Annotated in this window: 12 protein-coding genes; 6 read left to right on the top strand and 6 right to left on the bottom strand. The window is 62.5% G+C overall.

The window, feature by feature from the left end:
* Positions 1–81: 81 nt before the first annotated feature.
* Together MLC70_RS08820 and MLC70_RS08825 are read right to left on the bottom strand one after the other, a co-directional pair.
* Positions 82–3,246 (bottom strand): hypothetical protein, encoded by a 3,165-nt coding sequence (locus MLC70_RS08820; protein WP_248183141.1) that lies wholly within the window; start codon positions 3,244–3,246, stop codon positions 82–84.
* A 374-nt stretch (positions 3,247–3,620) separates the two neighbouring features.
* A complete protein-coding gene (locus MLC70_RS08825; protein ID WP_248183385.1) occupies positions 3,621–4,046 on the bottom strand; it encodes a potassium channel family protein in 426 nt (141 codons plus the stop codon).
* Between the two features lie 186 nt (positions 4,047–4,232).
* On the opposite strand from MLC70_RS08825, the gene MLC70_RS08830 reads away from it, so the two are divergent.
* Genes MLC70_RS08830 through MLC70_RS08850 form a run of 6 tightly spaced genes read left to right on the top strand, consistent with a single transcriptional unit; the run spans position 4,233 to position 12,705 of the window.
* A complete protein-coding gene (locus tag MLC70_RS08830; RefSeq protein WP_248183144.1) occupies positions 4,233–5,471 on the top strand; it encodes an efflux RND transporter periplasmic adaptor subunit in 1,239 nt (412 codons plus the stop codon).
* Positions 5,468–8,626, top strand: a complete 3,159-nt coding sequence (locus MLC70_RS08835) for an efflux RND transporter permease subunit (protein WP_248183147.1) — start codon at positions 5,468–5,470, stop codon at positions 8,624–8,626. The genes MLC70_RS08830 and MLC70_RS08835 overlap by 4 nt, the downstream gene beginning before the upstream one ends.
* 13 nt (positions 8,627–8,639) lie before the next feature.
* Complete coding sequence (locus MLC70_RS08840; RefSeq protein ID WP_248183150.1) at positions 8,640–9,356, top strand: ABC transporter ATP-binding protein; 717 nt, start codon at positions 8,640–8,642, stop codon at positions 9,354–9,356.
* On the top strand, positions 9,353–11,311 hold the full coding sequence (locus MLC70_RS08845) for an FtsX-like permease family protein (RefSeq protein ID WP_345799543.1): 1,959 nt from the start codon (positions 9,353–9,355) through the stop codon (positions 11,309–11,311). Before MLC70_RS08840 ends, MLC70_RS08845 begins: the two co-directional genes overlap by 4 nt.
* 3 nt (positions 11,312–11,314) lie before the next feature.
* The gene (locus MLC70_RS18660) at positions 11,315–11,611 is read left to right on the top strand and encodes an FtsX-like permease family protein (RefSeq protein ID WP_345799547.1); all 297 of its coding nucleotides are present in this window, start codon (positions 11,315–11,317) and stop codon (positions 11,609–11,611) included.
* Positions 11,608–12,705 (top strand): lipocalin-like domain-containing protein, encoded by a 1,098-nt coding sequence (locus MLC70_RS08850; RefSeq protein ID WP_248183151.1) that lies wholly within the window; start codon positions 11,608–11,610, stop codon positions 12,703–12,705. The genes MLC70_RS18660 and MLC70_RS08850 overlap by 4 nt, the downstream gene beginning before the upstream one ends.
* Before the next feature lie 33 nt (positions 12,706–12,738).
* On the opposite strand, the gene MLC70_RS08855 is transcribed toward MLC70_RS08850, so the two are convergent.
* From MLC70_RS08855 to MLC70_RS08870, 4 genes are all read right to left on the bottom strand, one after another.
* Positions 12,739–13,464 (bottom strand): proteasome-type protease, encoded by a 726-nt coding sequence (locus MLC70_RS08855; protein ID WP_248183155.1) that lies wholly within the window; start codon positions 13,462–13,464, stop codon positions 12,739–12,741.
* Between the two features lie 91 nt (positions 13,465–13,555).
* Complete coding sequence (locus tag MLC70_RS08860) at positions 13,556–14,341, bottom strand: transglutaminase family protein (RefSeq protein WP_248183157.1); 786 nt, start codon at positions 14,339–14,341, stop codon at positions 13,556–13,558.
* A gap of 2 nt (positions 14,342–14,343) precedes the next feature.
* Complete coding sequence (locus MLC70_RS08865) at positions 14,344–15,276, bottom strand: alpha-E domain-containing protein (protein WP_248183160.1); 933 nt, start codon at positions 15,274–15,276, stop codon at positions 14,344–14,346.
* The gene (locus MLC70_RS08870) at positions 15,270–16,703 is read right to left on the bottom strand and encodes a circularly permuted type 2 ATP-grasp protein (RefSeq protein WP_248183386.1); all 1,434 of its coding nucleotides are present in this window, start codon (positions 16,701–16,703) and stop codon (positions 15,270–15,272) included. The genes MLC70_RS08865 and MLC70_RS08870 overlap by 7 nt, the downstream gene beginning before the upstream one ends.
* Positions 16,704–16,934 lie beyond the last annotated feature (231 nt).

A 16,934-nucleotide genomic window follows, 5' to 3' on the forward strand; every position in this document is an offset into this window, starting at 1 on the left:
TCTACTGCTCCAGTTCTTTTATTCTTGGGGCCCCGCACGCACTTTGTTGCGGGGCCCGGGGGCGACGTTTTAACGTTGCCGTCAGATCAGACCGCCGAAGAGACCGTCAAGCAGGCCGCCGCCATCGCCGCCATCGCCACCGTCTCCGCCGTCGGATCCGTCACCGTCAGCCGGCTCGGCGCCGCCGTCGGTGGCACCGTCACACTCTGCATCGCCCGGCGCGTTGCCCACGCCCTGCACCACGCAGTCGTTGGTCACGTCCACGGTAAACGGGGTGTCGGCGTCCACGCGGCTGCGGAACAGGGCCACCAGTTGCGTGGTCATCTCGTCAAACACCGCGCTGGAGCTGAACGGCTCAGAGCCTTTCTGGCCCGCGGAGATCGGGTTGCCGTGGGCGCCTTCCAGATAGCGGGTGATGATCGGGCGGGTGCCGTCATCGCTGCCGTCTGCGTTGTCGATGCTGACGGCGCCCATAAAGCGAGCCATGGGATCGGTGCCGGCCAGCGGGGCCGGGCGGCTGTCGATCTCGAAGCCCGTTGAGGTCACCAGCGCCAGCGGGCCCTGATCGTAGAGCTGATCGTCCGCGGCGTTGGGAATCGTTGCGTCAGACGGGCGATTGGCGTCGCCTTCCAGGCCGACGATGGAGGTCAACAGGGTGGCTTCGTTGCCGCTCTCCAGGAACAGCGGCGCGAAGGCGGCCGGATCGGTGGAGTCCAGCAGCGCCTGGAATACGTTGAAGTAGATGTTCAGCTCCGTTCTGCCCTGGGCCAGCAGGCCGTCAGACGCCGCTACCAGGCCTGGCAGCAGCTCCGGGGCAATGGTCTCGCGGGAGTTTTCCGCGATGCGCGAGAACTGGCCGCCGGTGTTGAACAGGATCGAACCCAGAATCGGATTCAGGTCGGGGTTGTCCTCCGCCGCCAGATTGTTGATCACCGGATAGGGCACACCGCCCATGCCGCTCAACGAGTGGCTGATGAAGTACACACGGTCGGTGTTCATGCTGGTGCCGTCGTCGCAGGCGCCGTCCGTCGCGCACTGGTTGATGGCCGCTTCAATGGCCGGCAGCAGAGCGTTGATGTTCAGCAGATCCAGCGCGCCCTGGCGCATGTTGTCGCGGGTGTTGGCAAAGTTGGTGAAGTTGAGGAACAGGCTACCCGACTCCGGATTGGCCACCTGATCCCGGGCCACCGCCTGCATGGCATCGTTGGCGGTGAAACCGAAATGCCTTTCGGTGGCATCGGCAGACGCACCGGACTGCTGCGAGATCTCCACCATACCGGGTGTTGTCGCGGGGTCGTCTTCATCCCGGGCGCTGGCGGCGGCTTCGCCGAACACACCGTTGAGGGGCAGATCGATGCCAACGGTGATGAAGCAGTTGTCGCTGTTGCTCGGAACGCCCCCACCGTCTGCCAGACAGAGCAGCGCCGCAGCAGTCGCCATCGGCAGGATCGCCGAGCGGTCCTGGGTAGCGGCGTGCTGGTAGATAATCACCGGATAGCCTTCTGTGGGCGGGCCACCGAAGAGCGGGTTGGTGTCGGGCGTGCCAACGATAATCGGAATCTTGGTGTCGGCCCGCTTTTGGATAAACGGGAATCTATAGCTCACGCGGTTGGACTGCGCTTGTGGCAACTCACTGTTGGCGCTGAAGTCCGCCGGCTGCCAGGAGCCAGTCTGCAGTGGGCTGCCATCACTGCCGTTGGGCAGCTGCTGATAATAAGGCAGCGTGATCTCACCCTCGTAGACCTGAAGGTCGATGTCATCGATCACGATCAGATTGGCCTGTTGGCCCAGCGACGGATTGATTTCACGCCCCAGTTTCTGGCTGAAGAAACGCACTGGTGAGGGCTCACCGGATGCCGGGTCGTAAGCTGAGGGAATTTCCAGAATGTCGGCCGCGTCGGCCGCCAGCTCGGCCGCGCGGGCAGAGACATTCACCGAGTCTTCCACGGCCTGGGTGGCAGTCGCCTGCAGAATGAACGCCAGCCGGCGGTCGTCATCTTCCGAAGCCACCAGGTCGCTGTACAGCACACTCATGCCGTTCTCGTCAGCCGCGGCCAGGGTATCAGCGAGTTCGGCGTCGAACAGGCGGTAGGTTTCATCGGTCAGCAGATCAAATATGCGTGCGTTGATTTGCTGGTCTTCGGCGGAGGCGCCGCTCAGCGACTGGCCGGACAGGTTGAAGTCGCCGGCCACCAGCGCATTCAGCACTGCCTGTTTGCGATCGACGAGCAGGTGGTTGCGGAACCAGGTGGCGGGTGCGGCGTTGGCCAGCAGAATATCCTCCACTGCCGTGGTGGTGAAGCTGATGGCGAAGGTCACGTCGTCAAACGTGGGTATGGCGGCCGCGCTTAGCCCGCTGTCGCTGCGTATCTGGCGTTTGAAGTCGAAGAAGTCAGAGCCCAGTGTCCGCGCCGGCAACATGGAGTCGCGGAAGGGCTGAAGCGCCGGGTTGCTGAGCACAAAGTCGGGGTCGGACGCGGTCTGGAAGCGGATTTCCTGAACCAGCGGGTCGCCGTTCTTGTCCAGGATGTCGTTGCTCAGTACCACCGCGTATTTGGTTTTCGGTTTCAGCGGTTGAACCGGAAGAATGCGGATGGCGTTGTTTTCGGCACCACCGGCGGCTCCGGCCGGACCGTTGGCGTCCACAGTAATGATTTCAATGCGGAAACGCCGTTCCAGCAATTCCTGATAAATGGCCTCAGCGGCTGCGGTATCGCCTTGCGCTTCCAGGCGCTTGGCGTGGCGATACTGTTCAGCGGCGACCACGCCACCGACTTCCCGCGGTTGCTGGAAGACAGCGTCACCCGTGGGGTGTTCGATCTCCAGCACGAACACGTTCTGGTCCGGGTTGGGGACAACGTCACCGTCCACCTCAACAAAATTGCGGGCGTCCAGGGTCTGATTCGGATCCAGACTGTCGCTGATCTTGATGTCGAAAGGCGCCAGCACGGAGTTGCCGTCAACGAAGCCCAGCCCGGTGGTGACCGGATTGGTGGGGTCGTTGCCGTTGAGCATGGTGCCGTCGTTTTCCGGGTTCAGGAAAAACAGCGGATCGCTGGGAAGCGGGAACTCGGTGTCCAGAGGACGGAAGATGGGTTTGGTGCCATCCTGACTGAATCTGGGGTTATCGATCTCGAAGATCGGGTTGGCGTTCTTTCCGGTCTGGCCGCCACTGTCAAGGCAACCCGCTAGCACGGTACTACCTGCAACAACCGCCAGGAGCGATTTCTTGTTGAAACTGACCATCTTGGTACCTTTCCGCTTGTTATTGTCGTTCGAGGCGGTGGCCGCCTCTGAACCAAAACGAACGGCGCTTAGAAAAGGTTCCAGAAAAATGTCAATAAGATGTTTGTAGTGAATTGTGCGTAGTTTGGTGGGCCCGGCATTTCCTCACGGACGACCGGGAATTGATCCGGTTTGGCCATAGTTCGTATATAGAGGTAACCGGGCTGCATGTTGCGTGCGTTATTGAGAGTCAGGTTGTGAGTCTTCGGATGGCGGTTTCCCGTTTTCGACAGACAGCGGGTAACGTTAGCCCCGGGTGGATCCATGCCACCCGGGGTTTTTTTTGATACTCAGGAATGCGTCGGCTGTACTACACTCTGGCGCAACAACGGGTGTTAACGGGTTGGCCAATAGCGCTGCATTTCGACGAACAGGAACGAGGCGCTCCAGGTGATCAGCACCAGGCCGGTCAGCGCTTCGATGCCGGTGAGAAAACGCAGGATGCCCATGGCTTCGATGTCGCCGTAGCCCAGGGTGGTGAACGTGGTGAAGGAGAAGTAAACGCAGTCCAGCAGGCTGCCGCTGAAGTTACCGGCCAGTTCGCCCCACCCCTCGGCGTGATGCATCACGTAGAAGGCCAGGCCGAAGATCCAGACCTGGAGCGTATGGGTCGCAAGAATGCCCAGCACGCCGGTGATAAGACGGAAATGGTGACTCTGGCGCATTCTCGCCAAAAAGCCGCTGAGGCGCAGCAGGGCCTCGTTATGAATGACCACCACCACAACCACGATGAGTGCGTTGATCAGGGTCGCATTCAGCAGATGGAGCTGTTCGGTCAACGCCAAGGGTATCGCTCTCCGTTTGTGCTGCGGCGGATATCGCTGTGCTCAAGCCACAAAGATGAGATCCTGCCGATCCAATGACACGTTCTGATTGTATTCTGATTGTATAGTAGCGTGAGTTGAACCGCCCAAGCGGCATTAATCACCTTAGCCGGCCAGTATGTCATGTCCAAACGACTCATCCCCTTTCTGATCATTGCCGTCGGCATCGCCGGCTTTCTGTTGTTGAAAATGACACGTCCCGAGCCCGTGGAGGTCACTGCCACGGAACGCAGTTGGCGCGTGGATGTCCAGGCTGTCGAGCCCGGGATCCACACTCCGGTGTTGGCGCTCTATGGTGAGGTGCTTGCGCCGGAGCAGCTGACGGTGACCGCAACTCTGGCAGGGCGCATCGGCGAACGGCCGGTCGCCGAGGGCCAGCAGGTGAGCGCGGGCGATTTGCTGGTGGCGCTGGACGACGCAGATATTGGTCCGGCACTGGCCCAGGCTGAGGCGCAGGTGGCCGATCTGGAGGCGCAGATCCGCTCGGAGGAGGTGCGCTATCGCACCGATCGGGCGGCACTTGCCAGTGAGCAGGCCATTGTTGACAACGCCCGCCGGCAATTGGAGCGCACCCGCGCTCTGGTCGATCGCAATCTGGCCTCCCGGGAGGCTCTGGAAGCGTCCACCGACGCCGCCGCCCGCGCGGAGCTGACGGTCAACACCCGGCAACGGGCGGTTGAGGAACACCCAGCGCGGTTGCAGAGCCTGCAGGCGAAACAGGCCCAGGCCGTGGCCAATCTGGAAAGCACCCGGCGGGATGCGGCTCGAGCGCGAATGGTGGCACCCTTCGACGGTATCGTGACTGGAGTCGAGGTGGCGCGGGGGGATCAGGTCAGCCGCAATGAGCCGTTGCTGTCACTGTACCCAATTGACGGCCTGGAGCTGCGGGCGCGGGTGCCCGATGTGTTCCTGGCTGAGTTGCAGCGCGCCCTGGCCGCGGGTGAGTCGTTAATGGCCACCAGTGCCGATGGTCAGCACCGCTTCCGTCTGGCCCGTTTCGCCGGCACCAGCGATGCCTCCGGCACCGAGGCCATTCTCGAGCTTGAGGGTGAGCCTGACGGTCTGCGCCCGGGCGCACTGATGCCGGTCACCCTGGAACGAGCCCCGCGGAACAACAGCGTGAGTATTCCGTTCAGTGCGCTCTACGGCGCTGACAGTGTGTATTTGCTGACCACAGACGGTCGCATGGAACGCGCCACCGTGGAGCGAATCGGCGAGGCCCGGGGCGACAACGGTGAGCGCCGCTTGCTGGTATCCGGAAACGCACTGGTTGCGGGCGCTCGCCTCATCACCACCCATCTGCCCAATGCCATCACCGGCCTGAAGGTGGATGTGGCGAACACCGGAGCCTCCGGGGAATGAGGCGGAAAAAGGGTGTGATCGGTTTCTTTGTGCATCACCGGGTGGCGGCCAACCTGGTGATGCTGGTGATGCTGCTGGGCGGCGTGCTGGCGCTGACGCGCATGAATATTCAGTTTTTTCCCACCTTCGCTCTCGACGTGGTAAGCGTTCGCGTGGTGTGGAGTGGCGCTTCCGCTGAAGACGTGGAGCAGGGCATCACCAATCCCCTTGAGCAGCGCCTGCGCAGTGTTGATGGGTTGAAGCGAATGACCTCCACCTCGGCCCAGAGCGTGTCGTCCATCACCCTGGAATTCGAGGAAGACAGCAACCCGATTCAGGCGCTGGACGACGTCCGTCAGCAGGTGGATGAATTCACCAATCTGCCCGCCGAGGCCGAGGAGCCTCAGGTCACCCGGCTGGAGCGCTACGAACCCGTGGCCAGGTTGCTGGTGTCCGGCGAGGTGGACCGCCGTGAATTGCGGCAACTGGCCTACCGCTTCGAAGACGAACTGCTGCAGCGGGGCATTGACCGCGTGTCTATCCGCGGCTTGCCCGAGCAGCAGATCAGTATCGATGTGCCCATTGAGCGCCTGGAAACCCTGGGTCTGTCCCTCGACCAGATTGCCGAGCGGGTGGGGGCCATATCGCGGGATCTGCCGGCCGGGATGATGGGTCAGCAGGATGCCACCCGGGAGTTGCGGGCGGTGGAACAGCGCCGCAGCCCGCAGGCCTTTGAAACGGTTTCCGTGCTCAGCGGCGAACGCATTCAGTTGACCCTCGGCGACATTGCCATCATCCGGCAGGAAGCCCGGGAAAGTCAGCTCACTCTGGACCGGGACGGCCGGCCAGCGGTTGAACTGCAGTTGCAGAGAGCGGAGAACGGTAACTCCCTGGCGGCCGCAGAGGTTCTCAAGACCTGGCTGGAAGACACCCGACCCTTGTTGCCGCCCACGGTGACAATGGAGGTCTATGACGAAACCTGGCAACTGCTGGATGATCGTATCTCGCTGCTGGTGAAGAACGGTCTGGGCGGCCTGGTGCTGGTGGTTTGCCTGCTGTACCTTTTCCTCCCGGGCCGGGTGGCGGTCTGGGTGGCGATCGGTATCCCCACGGCCTTCCTCGCTGCGCTTGCGGTGCTGTGGCTGATCGGTGGCTCCATCAACATGATTTCCCTGTTTGCCCTGATCATGGCGCTGGGGGTGATCGTAGACGACGCGATTGTGGTTGGTGAAGACGCCGACGCCCATGCCCGCATGGGGGAGGAGGCCCTTTATGCCTCCGAAGGCGCAGCGAAGCGCATGGTGTGGCCGGTTCTGGCGTCATCGCTCACCACCGTGGCCGCCTTCATGCCGTTGCTGGTGGTCGGCGGTGTCATCGGTAACATTCTTGGTGATATCCCGCTGGTGATGATCTGTGTGCTGATCGCTTCGCTGCTGGAATGTTTCATCGTGCTGCCGGCCCACCTGCGGCACGCCTTCGTTCCCCGCCGCAAAAAACGCGGCCGCCAGAAAGACGTGGAGCCGCCGCAGCCGGGCCCGGTCACCCGGTTTCGCAATCGGTTCGAGCAACGTTTCGATCACTTCCGGGACGGCCGTTTCCGTGCGTTCTCCCGTTTTACCCTCGCCAATCGTGGCGCGACGCTGGCGGCTGCGCTGGCGTTGGCACTGGTCACGGTGGGTTTGCTGGCGGGCGGGCGGCTCGGGTTCAACTTTTTCCCTACGCCGGAGCCGTCGGTGCTGTACGCCAATGCCAGCTTTGTGGCGGGCACCAACCGGAAAACCGTGGACAGGTTTCTGGCCGATATGCAGCGCACGCTCAATGACACCGAGGAGGCCCTGGGCGGTGATCTGATCCTGCATGCAGTCACCACCCATGGCAGCACCCAGGGCGCGGAGGGCTCGTCACGCGCTGGTGACGAGCTGGGGTCCATGATGGTTGAGCTAGTGCCCTCGGACCGGCGGAATGTGCGCAACCCCACCTTTATTACCGAGTGGCGTGAGCGCCTGAATCTGCCGGCCGGGCTGGACTCCCTGAACATCTCCGAGCGTCAGTCCGGGCCGCCCGGCCGTGACATCAATGTGCGGCTCACCGGTGAAAGTGCCGTCGACCTCAAACTGGCGTCGGAATCCCTGGCGGAGTCGGTGCGCAGTCTGCCCGGAGTGCTGGATGTGCAAGACGACATGCCCTGGGGCCGGGAACAACTGGTGTATCAGGTCAGCGCCTATGGCGAGGCGCTGGGGCTGACCACCACGGATCTGGGCCAGCAGTTACGGGCGGCGTACGACGGTCGCATTGCGCAGATCTACCAGGATGGCCGCGACGAAGTGGAGGTGCGGGTGCAACTGCCCCGGGCCCAGCGGGAGAGTATGGCGTCGCTGGCGCGCATGACGGTGCGGGTGCCGGATGGCCGCTTTGTGCCCCTGACCCAGGTGATGAACCTGGACCACCGCCAGGGCTTCGAGGCCCTGCGCCATGCCGACGGCGAGCTGGCGGTGGAGGTCACTGCGTCCCTCAACACCCGCATCAGCACGGCGGATCAGGTGCTCGGCAACCTGGCGGACAACGTGCTTCCCGAGCTGGTGCGGAAATACAACCTGCAATACAGTTTTGAAGGTCGCTCCGCGGATCAGCGGGAAACCATGGCGGACATGAAAACCGGTCTGATGATTGGTCTCGGGCTCATGTACGTGGTGCTGGCCTGGGTGTTTGCCTCCTGGAGCCTGCCATTGATTGTGATGGCGATCATTCCGTTTGCCCTGGTGGGTGCGCTGCTTGGCCACTGGATCATGGGGTTGCAGCTGACCATCCTGTCGTTGTTCGGGCTGTTCGGTCTGTCGGGCATTGTGGTCAATAACGCCATCATCCTGGTGGCGTTCTACGGCGATGCTCGCAAGAAGGGGCTGGGCATCAACGATGCCCTGAACGAAGCCGCAGTTCAGCGGGTGCGCGCGGTCCTGCTGACCTCACTCACCACCATTGGCGGGTTGTTACCCTTGCTGTTCGAAACCTCCCTGCAGGCGCAGTTCCTGATTCCCATGGCCACCTCCATCGCATTTGGGCTGGGTCTGTCTACGCTGCTGGTGCTGGCAGTGATTCCGGCGCTGTTGTCGTATCTTGAGCAGTTCCGCGAATGGCGCGCGCGTGATCGCGGGGAAGCTGCCGAACCCATCGCTTAAAGAGGCTGAAGCCATGACAGAGCCCGTGATCCGGGTGACCCACCTGAGCAAGCGTTTTGCCGGTGCCGGCGATACGGTCACCGTGTTGTCGGAGCTGTCCTTCTCACTGCCGGACGGTGGCTCACTGGCGCTGACCGGTCGCTCGGGCTCGGGCAAAAGTACCTTGCTGAACCTGCTCTGTGGTCTGGAAACACCGGATCAGGGGGAGGTGCAGGCGTTCGGTGAGACTTTCCCGGCGGCCGGTGGCCGGTCGCCGAAGGCGGCTTCCGAACGGTGGGCGCGGCTGAGACGCCGTGACATTGGCGTGGTGTTTCAGGATGCCAACCTGATGCCGGCGTTGTCTCTGGGGGACAACGTGCGTTTCCGCGCAAGGCTGGCGGGGCAAACGCAAGCCAGCTCTGCACACTGGCTTGCTCAGCTGGGCATTGGTGAACTGGCAGATCGCTACCCGGATCAGGTGTCCGGCGGCCAGCGCCAGCGTGCCGCCCTGGCCATGGTGTTTGCCATGAAACCCGGGCTGATACTGGCGGACGAACCCACCGGCAGCCTGGATCACCATACCGCCGATGCAGTGGCAGACAGCCTGTTCAGCCTGCAGCAAAGTACCGGTTGCGGGTTGATTCTCGCCACCCACGATCCGGCGCTGGCCGCGCGCTGCCAGTACCGGCTGGATCTCGGGCACGACCAGCCCGTGCTCACCGCTTCCAGTGCCGCCCCGAGCCCGTCATGACATTGTTTGTCGCGCTGTTCAGCCATTACCGTCGGCATCCGCTGCAACTGCTGGCGTTGGCGCTGATGATTGTGCTGGCGACCACCTTGTGGACCGGCGTCAGCAACCTGACCGAGCGCGCGCGGGCCAGTCTGGCCCAGAGCGAACGGGCGGTGGCGGGGCAGCAACAGCTGGTGCGGGTTGACGGCCAGGCGGTGTCGGTGCGGGACTTTGCCGTGCTGCGGCGTCAGGGCCTGTGTGTTATGCCCTGGCTGGAAGTGCGGCGGCCGGCCCCGGCTGGGCGGGTCATCGGCGTGGATCCGTTTGCCGGTGGCTGTTTCGGGGACCAGGTGCCCGGCCAGGCCGGTGGCGACGCCCTGATCGGCGAACCTTTCCTCGATATCGGCGACGCGGCAGCGCTGGTGGATCAGGACAACCCCGGCACGCTGTCGCTGCTGGTGCCGGTCACGGTGCTGCCGGCTGAGCTGCCCCCCGGCTATGAGTTGAAAGACTTTTCCCTGGGCCCGGCAACCGGAGAGCTGGGCGAGAGTTTCCTGCTCAATCTGGATGCACTAGGGGTGCTGGTCTTGTTGATTACCGCTCTGCTGGTGCGCAGTGTGTACCAGATGGGCCGGGTGCAGCGCCGGGAGAGTTTTGCCCTGCTGGCGCGTTTCGGGGTACCTCCCGGCCGGGTCCAGCGCCTGTTGCTGATGGAGATGGTGGTGTTGGCGGCGCTCTGCGTGCTGCCGGGAATCTGGCTCGGGCGATGGCTGGCGGCGGTGCTGGGCGGCGGCTTTGGTCAGGCCCTGGAAGGCCTGTTTGATACGCCGCTGTATGCGGTGGAGGGTGGCGGCTTCGCGTTGCCCGCGGTGGTGATGGTCACCATGGTACTGGTGGCCTGCTTTACTGACCAAAGGCTGTGGGCAAAGCTGCCCGGTGTGTCCGCTGCCGGGCCGTCGCTCTGGCTTGCGATGCTGTTTCTCGGGGTGGTGATGGTCGGCGTTACCCCTGGCCTGACCTGGCTGTTCACCGGCATCGCCCTGGTGTTTGTGGCCGTGGGCGTATTAACGCCCCGCCTGTTGTCGGCCAGCGCCCAGTGGTGGTCGGATCGGGCCGGGGGGCTGGTGCTGTGGCAGCGTCGGGAACTGGCCGTGTTGTTTCGCCGCCTGGCGCTGCCGGTGGTGGCGCTGCAGTTTGCCGTGGCCATGGTGCTGGCGGTGCAGGCCCTGGTGACCACCTTCGAAGACACGTTCGAGGCCTGGCTGGCGCAACGGCTGGAGGCGGAGTTCTATGTTGAAGTGCCGGACGCGGCCCGGGCCGCAGACGGTGTCCGTTACCTGGCAAGTCGCACGGAGCTGGGCGACTGGCATCTGGTGCAGCGTGGCACTGCCCGGTTAAGCGCGGCGGCCGGGTCCGGCGCGCCGGTGGAGGTGGATCTGTTTGCCATTGCCCCCATCGGGCCCCTGGTCACTGGCTGGACGTTGCAGACGTCGGTGGCCGATGCCTGGAGCAAGCTGGCGGCCGGTGAGGGGGTGATGGTGAACGAGCAGCTGGCGCGGCGGGAGGGCCTCAAACCCGGTGATTCCCTTGGCCTCACGGTGGGGGGGCAGGCCCGGGAATTCGCGATACTGGGCGTCTACGCGGATTACGGTCGGCCCGCCGGCGAGATCCTGGCGGCCGGGCAGCGTCTGCCGCAGGCGTTCCGGCCGCAGTTCGAGAGCCTGTCAATGAACCCGGGAGACGTGACCATGACGGAGATCGAGCAGGGCCTGACGGAGGTCTGGAACGCCGGGAAGCTCACGGTGCGGGACAATCGCAGCATCCAGGCTCTGGCGTCCGGGGTGTTTGATCAAACGTTCCTGCTGACCCGTGCCATTACCGTGCTGACCCTGGTGCTGGCCGGTACGTCGTTGTTGATGATGGGGTGGGTCTTCTTTTCGTCGCGGGCCTGGTACTACCGCCTGTTGTCGGTGTGAGGCCTGTCACGGCGGGAGGTGGCAGCGCAGCTGCGGTGGCTGGCGCTGGTGCTCACCGGCACCGTGGCTCTGGTGGCGTTACCGCTGGGCGTGTGGCTGACCTGGGTGTTGGTGGGCCGGATCAATCCCCTGGCCTTCGGCTGGTCGCTACCCATGGCGGTATATCCGGGATTCTGGTTGGAAATGCTGGTGTTGTGCCTCGCCATTGGTCTGGCCATCGCCACATTGATGCGCCGGCAGCTGCATGGTGTGGCTGCGGTGCCGGCCATGGCCAATGTGGCAGGTGGGGGTGAGCGATGATGGGATTCCCGGGTTCGCTGCGGCGGGCTGCACTGGTGCTTTGTCTGGCGTTGTCAGCCTGTTCGGAGTCTCCGCCGTCTTCCGGGTTTGCCGGGCTGGATGAGCAGGCGGATGCGGGCGAGTTTGCCCAGCCTGCACCCGGGGACCGGCTACGTTTTCCGGAAGACTTCGGCCCTCATCCACGCCATCGCATTGAATGGTGGTATCTGACCGCCAACCTCACCACTGATCAGGGTGAACCGCTGGGACTGCAATGGACTCAGTTTCGCCAGGCTCTGGTGGCCCGCGACGCCGATGCACCGGCGCCCGCCGCCAACCGTTGGCCCATGGAGGCGGGCTGGATGGCCCACGCCGCCGTGTCTTTCCGGGAACAGCACGGGTTCGCGGAAAAGCTGGCCCGGGGTGATATCGGGCAGGCCGGCGCCACGGCCGAGCCGTTCAACGTGTGGCTGGATGACTGGCACTTACAGGCCCTGGAAGAAGGGCAATGGCGCTTGCAGGTCAATGGTGAGGGGTGGTCTTACGATCTGCGGTTAACAGTGCAGCGAGAGCCGGTTGCCCATGGCGACCATGGGTTCAGCGCCAAATCCGCCAGTGGCGAGGGCTCGATGTATTTCAGCCTGGTGAATCTGGCGATTGCCGGTGAGGTAACACTGAACGGAGAGGTTCACCGGGTGTCCGGGCTCGGCTGGTTTGATCGGGAGTGGAGCAGTCAGTTTCTGAAAGCCGGCCAGCAGGGTTGGGACTGGTTTGCACTGCATCTGGACGGTGGCTACAAGCTTATGGCGTTTCGCCTGCGCGAGGACGAAGGCGCGTTTGTATCCGGTAGCTGGATCAACGCCAACGGCGACGTGGAATCGCTGGGCGCTGGTGACCTGTTGCTGGAACCGGCCGGTTGGCAGACATCGCAACATGGCAGAGTGCCGGCGCAGTGGCGGTTGCGCATTCCACCGCATGAGGTGGACCTGCTTATCGAAGCACCCGCAGGTGACTATTGGAACAATGGGCTTTTCCCCTATTGGGAGAGCCCGGTGTCGGTCACCGGTTCCCACGGTGGTGTGGGTTACATGGAACTGACGGGCTACGGCGGCTGAGCGCCGCCGGCAACGCCCACCAAGCCGTGCGCCTCACCTTACCCGGGGCGGCTGAAGGCCTTCAATCAACGCCTGAATGCCCTGGTGCCATTGCTGGCGGAGCTGATGAAAGTAGTCATCGTATTCACCGACCCGGTCTGTAAAGCAGGGCTTAAGCTCGTCGTTGCGGTAGATCGCCACATCAATGGGCATACCCACCGACAAATTGCTTTTCATGGTTGAGTCGAAGGAGATCAATGCACACTGATAGGCCCGGTCGAGGGAGGATTGGTAGCTCACCACCCGGTCCAGTATCGGTTTACCGTACTTGGATTCGCCAATCTGGAAATACGGCGTTTCTACCGTGGCTTCAATGAAGTTGCCTTCGGGGTAGATGTTGAACAGTCTGGACTCTTCACCGCTTATCTGGCCGCCGAGAATCAGCGAGCAGCTGAAATCCACGTGATTGATCCTGCCATCAGGGTTGTCACGGTGGACCACTTCGCGAATGGTTTTGCCTACAATCTCGGCCGTTTCAAACATCGACGTGGTGGAAAACACATTGGGTTCTTCGGAACCCGCGCGCTTCTCCAGCAGGCTGATCACACTCTGGCTGGTGGCCAGATTGCCAGCAGACAGGATGACCAGTTCCCGCTCGCCCGGCTGCTCGAACACATGCATCTTACGGAAGGTGGAAATCTGGTCAAAGCCCGCGTTGGTGCGGGAATCGGATGCGAACACCAGGCCATCGGCCAGGCGCATCGCCACGCAGTAAGTCATGGGGGCTGCCCTCGGGTCGTCGGAATCCGCCCAGTGTAATCCTTTCTGCGAGGAAAACATGATTTGGCGTGTGTGTTTTCAAAGCTTTTTGTTACTGGCCATCACCGGCCAGGGTCACCCAGGCGCGAGTGTGCAGGTTTTCCATGCCGCCGCCACTGCGGATGCCGCGCACCGGTGCGGCGTCGCGATAATCCAGTCCCGTCGCCAGTTTGATGTGACTCTCTGCCACATTGAGCAGATTGACCACATCAAAGGTGTGCCAGTTGTGACCCAGCCAGGCCTCAGCCCAGGCGTGGGTGGAGAGGTGGTCTTCGCTGAACGTGTGGATGTAGCCACTGACGTAGCGCACGGGCACCCCGATGTGGCGGCAGCAGGAAATGAAGATGTGGGTATGGTCCTGGCACACGCCGGCTTTCTGTTTGAAGGCCTCGGCTGCGGTGTGGGTGACCTTGGTGGCACCGGGCATGAACTCGATGTGCTCCAGAATGCGGTTCATCATCCTCACCAGGCTGCGCTTGTTCGGTGAGAACTGGCTGGCGAACGCCTTGATGGCTTTGTCTGCCTCGGTTAGCGGGGTGTGGCGCAGGAAGACCGCCGGCGGAAACGGGGAATCGTCCCTGGTCAGCGGTTTGCCGGTCAGGTCCACTATGCCTTCGGCGGTGAGGGTGATCTCGGAGACCGCTTTGTCCATGGTCATCACCGTCACCAGGTTACCGAAACCGTCGGTCATCTGGCTGGTTTCGCCGGGGGTGGTGAGATGCCATTCCAGTATTTTCTGCTGCGGTGTGTTGCGGGGTGTCAGGCGCAGGTACTGAATGCCGTTGTGCATGGGCGCATCGTAGGTGTAGGTCGTGTCATGGCGGATGTTCAGTTTCATTGTTACCACCCCATGTAGTCTTTCTGGATCTGGCCGGTGATGCGCTGGATACGTGCCAGAAAATCGGTCAGATACTCGTGAAGCCCGCGTTCCTCGATGTACTCGCGGTCGCCGAAACGGATGTTGGCGTACAGGCTGGTGGCCAGGCGCCGTGCACGGCGCGCCTCGCCGCTCTCGATCTGCTCCAGCAAGTCGGAGATTTCCTGCAGGCAGGCGTGCAGAGAGCGGGGCACGTCCCGCTTGAGGATCAGCAGTTCCGCCACGTTCATCGGTTCGATGTTGTGTCCGTAGGTATTCTGGTAAGCCTCGAAAGCTGCCAGTGAGTGCAGCAGGGCTGTCCATTCAAAGAACGACTGGGTCGGGTGGCCCTCCAGGGATTTGGTGGCCATGCGATGGCGAATATCCAGCACCCGCGCGGTGGTGTCTGCCCGCTCGATAAAGGTGCCCAGGCGCAGGAAATTGAAGGCGTCGTTGCGCAGCAAGGTGCCGTAGGCAGCCCCCCGGAATACGTTTGATCTCTCACGAGTCCAGTCAAATACCCGGCTGGCGCTGGATTCGGTCACGCCCTTCTTGCGTAATTCCTTGAGTTCCATCCATGCCAGGTTGATGCTTTCCCACACGTCTGCCGACAGGTTACCGCGCACGTGCAGGGCATTGTCACGGGCGCTGCCGATGATGCTGAACACACTGGCGGGGTGGCGATCGTCCAGCAGCAGGAAGTCGATCAAGTTCTGGGGGGTGGTCTCCTTGTACAATTCCTGAAACACCGCCTGGGTGCCGGTGACCAGCAAGGGTACCGAGAGCTGCTCTTCGCGATCTTCCGGCACATCGATGAGTGCCATGGTGAGGCTGACATCCAGCAGGCGGGCCTGGGTTTCGGCTCGTTCCAGGTAGCGGGCCATCCAGAACAGACTTGATGCGGCACGGCTCAGCATGGGTCGTCCTCCAGTACCCAGGTGTCTTTGGTGCCACCCCCCTGGGACGAATTTACAATCAGTGAGCCTTCTTTCAGCGCCACTCGGGTAAGCCCCCCCGGTACCATTTGCACCTTTTTGCCAGAGAGCACGAACGGGCGCAGGTCGAGATGCCGGGGCGCCACGCCCTGATCAACGAAGGTGGGGCAGGTAGACAGGCTCAGCGTGGGTTGGGCGATGTAGTTGTCGGGCCGGGCTTTCAATAACGAACGGAAGTGGCTGAGCTCTTTCTTGCTGGCCATAGGTCCGATGAGCATGCCATAACCGCCGGCCCCCTGAGTTTCCTTGACCACCAGATCCGCGAGATTGTCGAGGATGTAACTGAGATCCTTGGGCTTCCTGCCCTGCCAGGTGGGTACGTTTTTCAAGATTGGCTCTTCGCCCAGATAGAAGCGGATCATGTCCGGGACAAAGGGGTAGATGGCCTTGTCGTCGGCAACGCCGGTGCCCATGGCGTTGGCCAACACCACATTGCCGGTGCGGTAGGCGGCATAGAGCCCCGGTACGCCGAGCATGGAGTCGGGGTTGCCGGCCAACGGGTCGAGGAAGTCGTCGTCGACCCGGCGGTAGATCACATCCACCTGCTGGGGCCCCACGGTGGTTTTCATGTAGACCCGGTTCTGGCGAACGAACAGGTCCGCCCCTTCCACCAGTTCAATACCCATTTGCCGGGCCAGGAACGCGTGTTCGAAGTAGGCGCTGTTGAAGCGGCCCGGGGTGAGCACGACCACTGTGGGGTCGGGTTTCAGGGAGGCGGCGCGCAAGGTTTCACCAAGCAGTGCCGGGTACTGCTCCACCGGCGCAACCGGCGCCTGTGCGAACAGCTCGGGGAACAGGCGCATCATCATGCGGCGATTTTCCAGCATGTAAGACACACCGCTGGGGCACCGCAGGTTGTCTTCCAGCACGTAGAAGTCGCCGTCGCTATGGCGGATCAAGTCAATGCCAGCAATGTGGGAGTACAGATTGCGGGGCAGCTTCAGGTTCTGCATGCCGGGCTGGTATTGGGGATTGGCGAAGACCTGCTCGGCGCTGATCACCCCGGCACGGATAATGTCGAAATCGTGGTAAATGTCGAACAGGAACCGGTTCAGCGCCTGAACCCTCTGGCGCAGTCCGGCTTGCAGGCGCTGCCAGTCGCTGGCGGAGATCACCCTCGGGATCAGGTCGAAGGGGATCAACCGGTCAGCACCCTGATCTTCGCCATACACGTTGAAGGTGATGCCCAGGCGCTGAAAGAGGACATCCGCCTCACGGCGCTTTTCGGCCAGCATGGCTTCTTCCGACTGCATGAGCCAGTTTTCCAGTACCCGGCAGCTTGGGCGTACCCGGTTATTCTCGTCGAACAGCTCGTCGTAGATACCCTCGGGCGGGGTTTGAATCAGCATAACCATGAACCTCTCCTGAACACGCCCCTCACCGGATGTGAAGAGTCGATATCCAGCTGTTCCGTTATAAAAGAAACAGCAAAAGGCAGGCCATCCTGGCTGAAAGTGTAAAGTTTCTGGCCGGAAGGCTCTGATTAAGCAAAGGTCAGGCGGAGGGCAGTGTCAATTCCGGGGGAAGAGGAAGGTGGGTTCACAGGGAAAGTGGAGGGTGAAGCGGTGGAGTGCCAGCCG

The organism is Marinobacter goseongensis (genome assembly GCF_023156235.1).
GTDB lineage: Bacteria > Pseudomonadota > Gammaproteobacteria > Pseudomonadales > Oleiphilaceae > Marinobacter > Marinobacter goseongensis.

Bases quoted from the DNA above. Each gene is read 5' to 3' on its own strand.
- MLC70_RS08820 (WP_248183141.1), bottom strand. From the start codon at position 3,246: ATGGTCAGTTTCAACAAGAAATCGCTCCTGGCGGTTGTTGCAGGTAGT.
- MLC70_RS08830 (WP_248183144.1), top strand. From the start codon at position 4,233: ATGTCCAAACGACTCATCCCCTTTCTGATCATTGCCGTCGGCATCGCC.
- MLC70_RS08835 (WP_248183147.1), top strand. From the start codon at position 5,468: ATGAGGCGGAAAAAGGGTGTGATCGGTTTCTTTGTGCATCACCGGGTG.
- MLC70_RS08840 (WP_248183150.1), top strand. From the start codon at position 8,640: ATGACAGAGCCCGTGATCCGGGTGACCCACCTGAGCAAGCGTTTTGCC.
- MLC70_RS08845 (WP_345799543.1), top strand. From the start codon at position 9,353: ATGACATTGTTTGTCGCGCTGTTCAGCCATTACCGTCGGCATCCGCTG.
- MLC70_RS08850 (WP_248183151.1), top strand. From the start codon at position 11,608: ATGATGGGATTCCCGGGTTCGCTGCGGCGGGCTGCACTGGTGCTTTGT.
- MLC70_RS08855 (WP_248183155.1), bottom strand. From the start codon at position 13,464: ATGACTTACTGCGTGGCGATGCGCCTGGCCGATGGCCTGGTGTTCGCA.
- MLC70_RS08860 (WP_248183157.1), bottom strand. From the start codon at position 14,341: ATGAAACTGAACATCCGCCATGACACGACCTACACCTACGATGCGCCC.
- MLC70_RS08865 (WP_248183160.1), bottom strand. From the start codon at position 15,276: ATGCTGAGCCGTGCCGCATCAAGTCTGTTCTGGATGGCCCGCTACCTG.
- MLC70_RS08870 (WP_248183386.1), bottom strand. From the start codon at position 16,703: ATGCTGATTCAAACCCCGCCCGAGGGTATCTACGACGAGCTGTTCGAC.